The 12279-nt window shown below is 70.0% G+C and carries 9 protein-coding genes and 1 pseudogene; 3 read left to right on the forward strand and 7 right to left on the reverse strand.

The features are described from left to right. Positions 1–22: 22 nt before the first annotated feature. From B5557_RS00455 to B5557_RS00465, 3 genes are all read right to left on the reverse strand, one after another. Entirely contained in the window at positions 23–1813 is a 1791-nt protein-coding gene (locus tag B5557_RS00455; RefSeq protein WP_231976179.1) for a LamG domain-containing protein, read from the reverse strand. A gap of 679 nt (positions 1814–2492) precedes the next feature. After that, entirely contained in the window at positions 2493–4139 is a 1647-nt protein-coding gene (locus tag B5557_RS00460; protein ID WP_079657243.1) for a glycosyltransferase family 87 protein, read from the reverse strand. 532 nt (positions 4140–4671) lie between these two features. Then, complete coding sequence (locus tag B5557_RS00465; protein ID WP_079657244.1) at positions 4672–5490, reverse strand: acyl-CoA thioesterase; 819 nt, start codon at positions 5488–5490, stop codon at positions 4672–4674. A gap of 358 nt (positions 5491–5848) precedes the next feature. Here B5557_RS00465 and B5557_RS44390 point away from each other — a divergent pair. Beyond that, positions 5849–6262, forward strand: a pseudogene (locus tag B5557_RS44390) (Tn3 family transposase); the annotation flags it as partial. Between the two features lie 595 nt (positions 6263–6857). Here the strand turns inward: B5557_RS44390 and B5557_RS00475 are convergent. The 4 genes from B5557_RS00475 to B5557_RS00490 form a co-directional block, all read right to left on the reverse strand. Beyond that, positions 6858–8318 carry a UvrD-helicase domain-containing protein gene (locus B5557_RS00475; RefSeq protein ID WP_079664501.1) on the reverse strand — a complete coding sequence of 487 codons (1461 nt, stop codon included), beginning with the start codon at positions 8316–8318 and terminating at the stop codon, positions 6858–6860. Continuing rightward, entirely contained in the window at positions 8315–8797 is a 483-nt protein-coding gene (locus tag B5557_RS00480) for a hypothetical protein (protein ID WP_079657245.1), read from the reverse strand. The genes B5557_RS00475 and B5557_RS00480 overlap by 4 nt, the downstream gene beginning before the upstream one ends. After that, positions 8794–9654, reverse strand: coding sequence for a DUF6083 domain-containing protein (locus tag B5557_RS00485; protein ID WP_079664502.1), 861 nt, complete (start codon positions 9652–9654; stop codon positions 8794–8796). Before B5557_RS00485 ends, B5557_RS00480 begins: the two co-directional genes overlap by 4 nt. A gap of 171 nt (positions 9655–9825) precedes the next feature. Then, on the reverse strand, positions 9826–10089 hold the full coding sequence (locus B5557_RS00490) for a helix-turn-helix transcriptional regulator (protein ID WP_079657246.1): 264 nt from the start codon (positions 10087–10089) through the stop codon (positions 9826–9828). A gap of 178 nt (positions 10090–10267) precedes the next feature. Here B5557_RS00490 and B5557_RS00495 point away from each other — a divergent pair, with 178 nt between their 5' ends. Together B5557_RS00495 and B5557_RS00500 are read left to right on the forward strand one after the other, a co-directional pair. After that, positions 10268–11311, forward strand: coding sequence for a hypothetical protein (locus B5557_RS00495; RefSeq protein ID WP_079657247.1), 1044 nt, complete (start codon positions 10268–10270; stop codon positions 11309–11311). A gap of 228 nt (positions 11312–11539) precedes the next feature. Beyond that, positions 11540–12175 (forward strand): hypothetical protein, encoded by a 636-nt coding sequence (locus B5557_RS00500; RefSeq protein ID WP_079657248.1) that lies wholly within the window; start codon positions 11540–11542, stop codon positions 12173–12175. Positions 12176–12279: the final 104 nt, after the last annotated feature.

Consider the following 12279-nt stretch of genomic DNA (forward strand, 5'->3'; position numbering starts at 1 on the left):
CCACGGTGGGGCGTGACTCGCCCTAGCCCTCGGCTTTTTCGGCTTCCTCAGGGGCGGCTGTGGGCTGCGTGTACGGCTTGATGGTGATCTTGTTGGGGTAGGCGGCCAGCAGAGGATCCGTGGCCGTGGCCGACGCGTCGGTCTCCACCACCACCCGGTCGGACATGCCGTCGTAGTAGACCGACAGGCTGTACGACGGAACACCTGCGGAGACGCCTTCAGGCGACAGCTGCCGAATGACCGCGGCCTGGACGTCTTTGATCTGGTCGAGGGTGAACTGGGCGCTGCGCGCCGTGGTCGGCTCCGGCCAGTCCGTGGGTTTCTCCCCGAACGGGGACGTCCATCCCGTGGGGTTCGCCACGGTGAGGTCGGTGTGGTCCGAGGGGAAGATCAGGACCGGCCCGATGGTGGGGTCGTCGAACGCTGCCAACGCACAGTTGTAGTCGCGCAGGGCCTGCAGTTGCTGCCACTGCAGGTCGGTGCGGTCGTTGGTCAGGCCCGCCGCCGGGGTGGGGGTGAGCGTCGATACCTCGCCCGCGGTCCGGGTCAGCGGAGTGCACTTGTCCGCCGGGGCGGTATTCGCCGGGGCCTCGGTCACCACTTCGTCGGGGTACGCCGCCTTGAGCGGATCGGTGACCGATGGGGGCGCATTGGTCTGCGCTACGACCCGGTCGCGCTTGCCGTCGTAGAAGTAGTCCAGCTGGTAGGTGGTGTCGCGGACCAGCGTGTCCGAGGTGGGCTGCACCTTGGCGACGATCGCGTCCTCGATGTCATTGATCTGCTGGAGGGTGAACTGGCTGCGGTCCGTGATGTCCGGCTGAGGCCACTGCGTGGGTACCACCCCGTACTCGGACTTCCACCCGGTCGGGGGCACGAGGCAGTGGTTACAGAACTTGTCGGCAGGGAAGTCCGCGGGGAAGCGCATATACGCTCCAGTCCCCCCGGCGATCCCTGTGTCCGCTTGCCACATGGCCAGCGCGCCGTTGTTGTCGGCGAGGGCCTGCAGTTGCTGCCACTGCACTTCTCCCCGGTTGGCCACCTCGGCCACCTCGTTCGCGGCCAGGGCCCGGTTGTAGAGGCGGAAGTCACGCATCCGGCCCTTGAAGTACAGGTCGGTGGAGTACAGCGACCGTCCGATGTAGCCGGCGGTCGTCGTCCCACCGCCGATCGCGCCGGGGGTGATAGTGATCCCCGCGTTGCGGGCCTTCTCCACACCGTTCTCGTACAGAATGCCGGTATTACCCGTCTGGGTATACGTCACGTGCTTCCACATGCCGCGGGCCAACTGGTATGAGGTTCCCGGCCGGGTCTGCTGCTCGGCGTGGAAGTCGCTGAGCGTGATGCCGGTGCGGAACTGGTTGCCGGTGGAGAACAGGTAGCCATTGCCGGCGGTGCCGCTGGTGTTGCCCAGCCCGTACAGGAAGTACGGCTTGCCCATCGTCGGGTCGATCCAGACGTCGAAGTCGACGGTGATCGAGCTCAGCCCGGCCATGAGGTTGTCGGGCATCTTGACGTAGGTGTTGGAGCCGTTGAAGGCCAGGCCTTGCTGGCCGCCCCAGCTGACGGTGCCGTTGACGGTGCCGTCTCGGTGGTTGCCCGAGGAGTCGTCCGCCACGTTGCCGGTGGACTCGTCCAGCCGGTACTCCAGCATCAGGCCGTTGGTCACATCCGCCTGGGCCGGCGCAGTGGCACTGAACGTCAGCCCGCCGACCGCGGCCACGACGGACAGGCCAGCGCCGAGACCTGCGGCGAGCCGCCGCCGCGGCGAGCCGCCCAACCGGGCCGGGCCGGGGTAGGCCGAGGCGACCGGCAAAGCCGGGCCTGCCTGGCTACGGCTGAGCGGGGCCACCAAACGGGCACACACAGCCCCGGCCACATTCCTTCTTCGCATGCTCTTCCTTTCCTTGCACAGCGCTACACAGCCGCGAGGTCCAACGGCTGCGGGCATCGGATCCGGGCACGTCGGCAGGCACGGTCATCCCCTCGGATCACGGGGTGCAGAAAACTCCGTTGCTTCGGGGGAAGGCCGTGCCCGCGCCACGCTTCCAGGACTCCAACTTGAGCCGATAGATCACCGCAAACCGGACCTCATAGCCCGATGCCGCGCCCTTGGACTTTCCTCGTATTCGGCGCCAGCTCCCCTCTCGAGGTGCTGCATGCCCGAAGCATGGCGACGGGGTCGGCCAGGGACCAGCCAGTACTTCTACCGGGGTCCTACGGGGGTGGCTACCGGGTTCGCCCCCGCCAGGGTCGATCTGGGACCGGAATCCGAAGCCGGGCTCGGCCTGGATGTTCTCGACGTAGAAATCGAGTGCGGGGCGACCGGCAGGGCCTCGGTGCCGAGAGCGCAGTCGGTGGCCTGAGCAGACGTGGTCCGTCGATGGCCGAACGCCATCTCACGGCGTCGGCCCCAGAGTGACGGGGAAGCCCTCCGGCAGCATCGGCAGCGGCAGAGAGCAGCGGCCTCCGGGAGACGGTCCACCGGACCGGGCTCAGCACCCGGCTGGATCCGATGAGGACGCGGAAGAGAGGTACGTGGAGCTGAGCCGGTACATGCCCGGCCTGCTGACCGTCAGCCGCGTGAAGTCGCCCTGCCGCCGCAGGCAGCCGCCGTCGGCGCGCAGCCAGGGCGAGTATGCGACGCGGACGGTCACCGAGCCGGGCTTCGGTATCCGGACGTCGAGTTCGGCGCTCGTTGTGCGGATGACGGTGGCGGGCGCCGACACCAGCGGCACCGCATCACGGACCCGGTACACGTGCCAGTGCGTGTCGCTCCAGACCGGCTCCAGCCACGCGGGCTGGCCGCGCACCAGGCGAGCCTCTTCCAGGCCGTACCGGTCGGGTTCGGCGTCCGGGAGCACCACGAAGCCGACGGCCCAGTGGTCCAGCCACGCCCGGTATGTCGTCGCGGAGAACGTGCCGTCGTAGAAGAGGCGGCCGCGTTCGACGTCCAGTTGGGTGTTGAAGCCGCGCGCCAGGTTGACGTACGGGGCCAGCAGCGCGGCCTCGCGGTGGTCGTCAGCCGGGACGACCTCTACGCGGGTACCGTTCGCGCCGAGCCGGCCCAGGGCCCGTACGACACCGTGCGCATCGGCGGCCCACCCCGGGACCTCCCCCGTCCCACGCAGGAAGGAGGTGGGGGTGCCCGACCCCAGCCAGGTCAAGGACGCGGCAAGCGCCAGCGCGAGCGCACCGCTCCGGTACCACGCGCGCCGCTCCACCGAGAGCAGGGCGGCGAGCAGCACCGCAGGCGCGAACAGCAGCGCCAGCCGCTCCACGTTGGCCCCGATCGGCGAGGGGATCAGGTACGTCAGCACGACACCCGCCGCGTACACAGCGCCGCCCCGCCGCACCACCCGCCAGCCGCGCGGCGCCAGGACCGCCACCGCGGCTCCCAGCAGAGCGGGCCACCAGATCCGCCCCGTCGACATCGGCTCCTCGCCGTGGAACGGGAACAGCAGCGTGGTCGCCCCTACCACCACGATCGGCGGCACCACCAGCGCCGCGGCCCGCTTCCAGTCTCCGAGCAGGCCGTAGGCCGCGGCCGCCACCATGAGGAACAGCCCGGCCACCGGACTCCCCATCGTCGCGAGCATCGCGTACCCCGCTGCGAGGACCACGCGGCGCTCCCCCACCAGCAGCACACAGGCGGCGAGGGCGAAGGCGACGCCGAGCGCGAACGTCACCCGCCCCGCCGCGACGTTGACCCACAGTCCGAACGCGGCCAGCAGCGCCGACGCCAGCGGGCACCGGATTCCTGACCGCACCAGAAGGACTGCGGCCAGCCAGCCGGCGACCAGCCCGGAGGCGACCGCGACCGTGCGCACACCGAAGAATCCCATCAAATACGGTGAGATCACGCTGTAGTTCGCCGTATGGGCCCCGCCGTACCAGAACAGGCCGTACGCCGAGCCGCCGTTCTCGGCGGCGAAGCGTGCCCACGTCTCCTGGGCCGCCAGGTCGCCGCCGCCGTTGGCGCGGAAGAGCGCCCACACCACGTAGAGGGGAAGCATCGTCAGGGTGGCGAGCAGCGGGACTCGACGTCGGTGGAAGAACGCTCGGATCCGGCGACGTGAATCCCTGCGACGCGGGGTGGTGTCATCCGCCGGGGCACGGATCAGCTCGACAGCAGCTTGCATGGGGGCAACGTCTCCGTTCGTGTGCTTCGGCCTGGCCGGCGCTGGGGACAGGCGCGAAGAGGTAGGACATGCGCGCCCATCGGCGCGGGGCCGGAGGCGGGCCGGGCGCGGGACCCGTCCGCGTCCGCCGAAAGCACCACCGGGCGTGGCCGACCGCGACGCGACGGCGACGGCGCTATGCGCAGGTCTGGCCTGGTCAGGGCAGCATCTGCTGCCGTCTCATTCTTGAGCGTGATCACGCCCCCGACATCAGCCGTTCGGCCGAGAGCGCAGGCTTGAGCCCCCGCAAACACTGTCCACATGGCCGAGGTGTTCGCCCGCGCCACCCCAAGGGCCGTGCCGATTGATCACGTCCGGCTCGGCGACCTCCGACCGAGGGATTGGGCCCGTGCCGCTCAGCAGCCGGACGGAAGGACCCACATCACGATCCGGGAAATAGCGGGAGGAAACGCCCCCTAAGTAGGGGCCGACAAGGCCAGGCAACGGGTTCCTTGGCATATGACTGAGCCGTGGCCCGGTATCGGCACGCAGTTCAGCTCTCGTGACCAACCCTCTTGGAGACCTGCGCCTGATTCAGCACGACGCGTGCCTGGCGGCCGAGGCCCAGCAGACGGCCGTCGGCGGACCAGACCGCGCTGTCGTCCACGGCCCAACCGCCGCCCGCCTGCGCGGTCCTGTTCCGGACCAGCGCCCAGCCCTCCGGGGCACGGTCGTCCAGCACGTCGGTGAAGTGGACAGTCAGCTCGGCTGTCGGCATTGGGCGCGAGGCATGCCCGCATGCGTAGAGACCGGGCGGCAGGACGTCGGTGAGAGTGACCACCGCGCCCGCGTCAAGGGGGCGCCCGTCGGTGAATCGGACCCAGAAAAGGAACTCCGCGCGCTCCTCGCCGGTCGGCAAGCGCTCCTGGCCCGCGGCGCGTATCTCCAACTGCCGGGAGAAAGACGCGATGTCCGCCGGGAGAGTAATCGGCTGACAGTCGCCGGGCGACGGGACGGCCGGAGCGCGTTCTCCGTCATACGCGGGCCCCGGGCGCGCGGGGCCGAGCACCACCGAGCCTACGAGGACCGGGGAACCGTCCGCGGTTCCCTGGCGGCCAGCGAAGACGCAGGTCGCGGCGCTTCGGCCGACGGACGGTGCGCTTGCGGAGACGTGCAACGGCCCGACGTCGGCGGGAGACAAGAAGTGCGTGGTCATGCTGCGGACCGGTTGGGCGCCGGAAGCGAACCCGTCGCGTACGGCGCCAAGCGCCACGGCCGCCACATGACCGCCGTGAGCTCCAGGGAAAGCCTGCCAGCGGGCATCGATCACACTGCTTATCACGCTGTCGGACAGAGAAGTTGAAACGTTCATCACGATTCCTTATATAGCTGGTTTTGCGAAAGCAAAAAACCGGCGAATAGTTTGGAGGGCGGCCCCTGTCGCTCTAGCGGACGCCGACCCGGACGGCCGCTACCTCCTAAAGGCCGCGAAGCCCTTTATCGAAGTCACACCTGCCACCACCAGTAAACCGATCGGTTTTGGATCACTCTAAACTGATTCGGTTTTCATATGCAAGGCTGAGGCGACGCCGCCCTCGCTCCACCGGGCGGATCACGTGCCGTGGCGTAGACCTTGCCGACGCCGCGCGAGTACAGCTCCTCCACGAGCGACTTGCCGATGCCCCGGCTGCCGCCGGTGACGAGGCCTAGGGGCCTCAGTTTCGTGAGCACTGACTCCTGCGGGGATGGCGTCTTCCGCACGCGATGAGCACTGCTCGTGGGTGCGGATCATGAGCAGGGCGCCGAAGCTTGAGCGGACCAGTGAGCCCAAGCGCACCGCGATACTCACCGCGGTGATGCGGCACCTGGAGGCGAAGGCGATCGACGACGCGCTGGACCTGTTCGAGATCCTGATGGCCACTCGGTTGATCAGCACGGCGAAGCGGTCCACGGACAAGCAACGCTTGTCGACCCTGCCGCAGTTGGAGAAGGCGGCACGGATCACGGCCAGGGTATCGAAGGTGGTCCTCGAGGAGCTGGAGCTCATCGAGGAGACCGGCTGCGACGTGGACGTGGCCGCGCTGTGGCGGGCACTGAAGGAGGTCGGAACCCGAGCGATGACCGGATCACACAACACTGTCGCCGGAGCGGGTCCGCTCAGAGCTAGTACGAACCTTCGTGGTTCACATCACACAGCGGGGATCAACCCATTATCGTCACAGTGACGATAATTCCGTTATCCTGCTATTCGAGCTGATGAAGCTTCGTTCACCGAGCGAGGCATCGGCAGAAGGAGACATTGACATGGCAAGCGACGATGCGACCGGTCCGGTCACCGTCCCGGCCGGGGGGCTAATCGAGCCTCCGATGGCCATGGCGTTGAACGTCCATTCGAGTCCGGGCGTATACGCGCTGCTGCTGGGTGCCGGCATCTCGTTCGCCTCGGGAGTGAAGACCGGCTGGGGGGGGTGCAGGACATCGTGGGGAAGGTCGCCGCCGTCCGTGACCCCGACAACCCCGGCGCCCGGACCGAGGCCATGGCTGACCCCGAAAAATGGTGGGAGGCCAACACCACTGAGCCACTTGGCTACTCGGCCCTGCTGGCTGCCGCGGCGCCGATGCCCGCTTCCCGGCAGGCGATGCCCGCAGAGTACTTCGAGCCCGAGGCGGGCCAAGAGGACACCGAGGGCCCGACCGCAGCGCACCGAGCCATCGCCCAGCTGGTCAAGCGGGGCAACATCAAAGGGATGCGGCTGGGTGGTCCTCGATCCAGGACAGGCCTCCGATGTCGAGGTGGTGGCGGGTGCGGGTGACGGCGACGTAGGCGAGGCGGGCTTCGCCGTCGTCGATCGGGCCGGGTACCGCGCGGCCGGTGTCGTCCAGTTGGTCGCTGTCCTTGGGCGGGGTGAAGTCGTCGGCGATTCTCACGCGGGGCCATTCGCGGCCCTTGGCTTTGTGGGCGGTGGAGACGGTGATCTCGGCCTGTTGCTCGGGGACGAGTTGGGCGACGGCGGCCAGGATGGCGTCGGTGCCGTGGGTGTCGACGAGGTCGACGAGTGGTTGCAGATCGCGTCCGGCCGGGTCGTGGGCGGCGTAGTCCTGCAGTTCTCCCCAGGAGGGGAACAGAACGAGTTCGGGATGGGTGGTGCGGCGGCCTTCTTTCAGGTCGTGGGCGGCCAGGGCCAGGGTGCGCAGGCTGTCTCCTCCCCCGACCAGGGCCACGCGGTGTTCGGTGTTCAGCAAGTCCATGACCTGGGCGATGGCGCCGACGTTGGTGCGGCACAGCACCGCGTCGGGCCGGGTGAGGGGGCCGAGTTCGGTGGGCACGGTCTCGGTGCCGGTGAGGCGGAGGGGGGCGTCGGCGATGGCCAGCCACCGGTTGGCCTCGTCGGCGAGGCGGGGGCCGAAGCGGAAGGACTGGGAGAGGGCGAGCTGGGTGCCGTCGAATCCGGTCATGACGTCTTTGGCGCCGCGCCAGTCGTAGATGGCCTGGGCGGAGTCGCCGACCATGACCAGCTGGGTGTGGCCGCGTTGGTCGAGGAAGATCTGTTCGACGACGGGGTTGGTGTCCTGGGCCTCGTCGAGGAGGAGGAAGTCGGTGGCGATTTTCGGGCTCGTGAGGGCCCAGATTTTCAGGTAGTGGTCGTGGTCGAAGCGGACCGCGCCGTCGTCGGGGTGCTGGAGGTCGGCCCAGGCTTTGCGGGCGAAGGGGACGATGTGGGCGGCGAGTTGGGCGTGCAGGGCGTGGTCGTCAAGGCCGCGCAGGTGGGGGACGTGGTGGCGGGTGATGGCGGGGTCGGCGGTGTGGCAGAAGCGCGCCACCGTACGCAGGACTGCGTTGGAGAGCGTTCTTTGTGACAGGTCGCGTTCGCCGATCCGGATGGCTTTGGTGATGCCGAGGGCCTGTCCGGTCTGCCAGGCCGGACGGCGGGGTGCGCCCAGGCGGCGGGTGTAGTGGTGGCCGACGGCAGCGTAGGCGAGGGCGTGGGCGGTCTTGCAGGTGACGGTGGGCGGGAAGCGAGAGCGCGCGTCCTGGGCGATGGCCCGGTTGTAGGCGAGGTAGCGGCCTCGGCGCCGGGTGGCGTGGGCGAGCTGGGCCAGGGTGGTGGTTTTGCCGGTGCCCGCGCCGGCTTGCAGGGCCAGGTGTTCGCCGGCGTGGAAGGCGTCGGCTGCGGCTTGCTGTTCGTCGGTGGGGGTCAGCACGGCGCGGCTCCGGGGGTACGGGTGAGGGCGCGGCCGACGGCGGCGAGGAGATGGGGTGCGGTGGTGTGGGCGAGCAGGTTCTGGACGACGTGGTCGAGGCGCTCGGCCTCCTCGCCGACGCGTCGGACCAGGGCCCGCTGGAGGGCCAGTTCCAGGAAGAGGCGCGGTGGTTGTCCCGCGCTGTCGGCGGCGGCCTGGAGGTCAGCGTGTGTGGCGGGTGGGAAGGCGACGTTGAGGAGGATCTTGCCGTCCGTGTCGGGGTAGTGCGTGGTGATCACGTCGATGGGCAGCAGTCCGCCGGTCTGGTGGCGCAGTCGGTTGAGGGCCTTTCCCGGGGTTTTGGCGGGTACCAGGGCCAGGAGGTGGGTGGCGTCGTGGTTGGCTGCGAGCGGCGTCGTGCGGGTGGCCCGGTGGAGTGCGGCCGGGGTGAGGGGCCGGGTCAGGGTGATGTCCAGGGCGTGGTGGGGCATCGTCACACCTTCCCGTGGGGGCCGGGTACGGCGTGGGGCAGGCGGGTGTGGATGTGCGCCGCGTGGAGAAGGGGGTCGAAGACCTGCCATCCGGCGAGGGCGAGGTCGGCGGCGCCCGGATGGGCGGCGTGGGCAGGGCAGCGCTGAGTACGCCAGCGCAGCTGCTCGGCGTAGGGCAGGCGGCTGAGGTCGTAGACGGCCATCAAGGTGGCGGGCAAGGCGAGTTGGCCGCGCTGCGAGCTTGCGGGGAGCAGTGTCCATAGGCCTTGGGGGGCGTGGTGGGCGAGCACGGGCTGCGGGCAGCGGTGGCGGTGTCGGGTCTGAGCCACGCACCGGACGTCCTCGATGGCGGTCTCGGCGAGGTAGCGGCCCAGCAGCAGTTGCACGACAGGCCGGGCGGGACGGCCCGTCGCGCCGGCGGCTGGTTCGCAGGCGGCCGGGGCGGGGGTGAAGACGCCGGTGTCGATCAGGCGGCGGGTGCGGACGGCGAGTTGGCGGCGTACGGCTTCGATGTGAGGGCTGGTCGGAGCGGTTGGGGGGTGGTGGGGGCAGAGCACGGTGTGGGGGATGCGGCACCAGGCGCTGCCGTCGCCGTGCGGGTGGGCAATGCCGCTGCTCAGGTGCCAGCGGCAGGAGGCGGGGACGTGGGCGGTGGTCAGTTCGGTCGGGTGCAGGTCGATGGGGCGCTGGTCGGCGCGCTGGTGCCAGTTGATGCGGTTGCCGCACCAGCGGCAGCGGCCGCTCTGGCCGGTGCGCAGCAGGCGGCTGGGGCTGGTGGCAGCCACCCGCAGCGGACGGCAAAGGCGGACGGCGCGGGAGCTGCCGTCCCAGTGGCGGGCGGCGGAGGTGGAGTGAGGGCGCATGCGGTGAACGTGCCAGGCGGCGTGCCGCATGGCTGGTGCGGCAGCACCTGTTGTCCAGCGAATGGCGCACGGTAAGGGAACGCGCATGCGACAGCATGAACGCCCGCTCGATGCCTGGTCACCGTTTCGGGTGATGTCGCGCCGCGGTGGCGGAGGTACCGGGCGAGCGGGTCAGGGTTGCGGCGTGCCGGATGGGGTGTGGTCGGAGCACAGCGTCCCGAGGAGCTGTTCGATGGGGACATCGAAGGCGTGGGCGATGGCATGCCAGGTGGTGACGCTGCCTGTGGTGCGGCCGTGTTCCAGGTCGATGAGGGTGCGCCGGGCCAGGCCGCTGCGGCCGGCGAGTTCGTCGAAGGTCCAGCCGCGCTCGCCCCTCAGCCGCGCGAGTTCGACGCGCAGCGCGAGGAGGTCGGGATCGGGCGGCAAGATCGTCACCCCACCATCCGACGGTGCAGACCCCTGCCCTGTCAGTGCAGACCTCTGCACTATTTGCTAGGGAAGGGGTGACATTCACAGTGCAGGGACCAGCGCTACGGTGCGGCCTGCTCCCGCCTCCTGCCGAGTGGGGTGCGGGAGTTCAGCGGCACGGATCGATCGGAGGACCACGGGCCCGATGAGGCTCTCCACCACGCGCGAAGCGGTGCAGCGCATCTGGACGGTGCGGCTGCATCCGCAGGCCGGCGGCCCGCTGCTGGCCTGCCCGCATCCCCGCTGCGCGGCAGCCACTCCCCTGCCGGCCGCCTCCGCCCGGTCCGCCGCGCTGACGCATCTGGCCCGTCATGCCCGAACGGACGTGTTGCCGCCGCATCTGCGGACCTGCCAGTGCCGGGAGCGGGGGTGCGCCTGGCACCGTCGCCACCGCGGGTGCGCCGGACCGGTTCTGCTCGCGCTGACTTGCGACCGCAGTGGCCGCACCTGGCGTCTGGCCGACGCCTGCGCCGCCTGCGCGGCCGCGATGAGCCACACGGCCGTCGTACCCGACACGTCGCTCAGGCCTGGGCGCAGATGCCCGGTGTCCCGCGCGCCGGCTGCTGCTCCGCCCAGGCCGCTTCACGGGCCGGGTGAGCGCATGCGGGTGCGGGAGATGCTCACCTATCTCGCGGCGGCGCTGCCCCGCTTCACCTCCCCGGCCGCCCGTCTGCTGGCCCTGCAGTGTGCCCTGCGCGCCGATGCCGGCGCGTATGTCCGGCTGCCGGGCGGCCTGCTGCGCGGCATGCGGCTGTACGGCCGCGGGGAACTGTGGGAGGAGCTGGAGCATGCCGGCTGGCTGTGCTGCAGGGCCGGCAGGCATCCGTACGTGGAGGCCCAGCTGCTCGATGCCGCGGTCCTCACCCAGAGAGCCGGGCGCCGTATGCGGGCCCGCGCCGCCCAGTGGGCGCTGCGTCCCGCCCCGATGGCTCCGCCTGCCGGGTGGCCGCCCTCCGTGCAACTGACCGCCCTGGTCGTGGCCTCCTGCACGTCGGGCGAGGCCGGCAGTACCGACATGGAGGTGCTCGCCCGCCTGTGCGGGCACTCACCCCACCAGACCGAGGAGCTCCTGGACCGGCTGGTCACCACACACATGCTGACTTCCTGGCGGTACTACCGGGAGACCGACGAAGTCTCCTGGCACCTTCCGTCCCCGGCCACAGCGGACCGCACAGCTGCGCAGCAGTGACCGTGCCCCCTGCCAGCCGCCTCGCCCCGCGCCCGGCGGGAGAGAGCGAGACATCGTTCGGCACGAACATCCGGCTCCGCTCGGACGTACATGTCTCTAGGCTGTCGCAGTCCGCAGCAGTCGCGAGCGGCCCAGTTGTCGCAGACGACCACATTCCGCATCCCTTCGCGGCCTCGGCACCTGCTACTTTTCACCGCCACGGCCACGAACTGAAGAAAGGCCCATGCCATGCCTGAAAACACGACCCCCGCCACCGAACTGACATCGCAGTACAGCGCCCAGGTGGCGGGCGACCTCGAACGCAACACCAAGGAACAGGAACGCATCGGTGCGGAGATCGAGGCGCTGCAGGAGCAGTTGGGTGCCCTGCAGCACGACCACAGTGTGCTGGTGAGCATGCAGCAGGCACTCGGCGGCGCAGGCCTGGCCCAGCCGGACACCACGGCTGCGCCGTCAGTGCCTGAGCAGGCCTCTGCGAAACCCAAGCCGGCCAAGGCGACGAAGGCAGTCGCCGCGGGCGCGAAGAAGACGGCCTCCAAGAAAGATGCCGCCAAGAAGACCGCAGCCAAAGCCTCGTCCGCGACAGTCGCCACGACAGCCGCCTCGCCGACCCTCGTCGAACTGATCCGCACTCACGTGGAGCAGCAGAGCGAGCCGCGCTCCGCCGCAGAAATCTCCTCAGCGCTGGGGCAGGCCCATCCCGACCGCAACATCAAGACCACCGTCGTGCGCACCACCCTCGAAGGACTCGTTGCCAAGAGTCACGCTCACCGCACCAAGCAGGGCTCGTCCGTCTTCTATACCGCCGCGGCCGCCGCGGAGCCCGCTGCGGTCGAGGCGCAGCCAGAGGCAGCGGCCGGCTGAGCATCCGCCGGCCGGCCATCGCGCCTCCTCCGTCCCGCAATCCGATGGCCCCGGCGCCGAAGGTCACTGCACGGGGCGCGACCGGCGTACCGCAGTGCGCGGCT

Origin of the sequence: Streptomyces sp. 3214.6, assembly GCF_900129855.1 — a bacterium.
GTDB lineage: Bacteria > Actinomycetota > Actinomycetes > Streptomycetales > Streptomycetaceae > Streptomyces > Streptomyces soliscabiei.

What these genes read in the sequence shown, in the direction of transcription:
- B5557_RS00460 (WP_079657243.1), bottom strand. Translation starts at nt 4,139, where the DNA reads ATGCAAGCTGCTGTCGAGCTGATCCGTGCCCCGGCGGATGACACCACC.
- B5557_RS00465 (WP_079657244.1), bottom strand. Translation starts at nt 5,490, where the DNA reads ATGAACGTTTCAACTTCTCTGTCCGACAGCGTGATAAGCAGTGTGATC.
- B5557_RS00485 (WP_079664502.1), bottom strand. Translation starts at nt 9,654, where the DNA reads ATGCGCCCTCACTCCACCTCCGCCGCCCGCCACTGGGACGGCAGCTCC.
- B5557_RS00495 (WP_079657247.1), top strand. Translation starts at nt 10,268, where the DNA reads ATGAGGCTCTCCACCACGCGCGAAGCGGTGCAGCGCATCTGGACGGTG.
- B5557_RS00500 (WP_079657248.1), top strand. Translation starts at nt 11,540, where the DNA reads ATGCCTGAAAACACGACCCCCGCCACCGAACTGACATCGCAGTACAGC.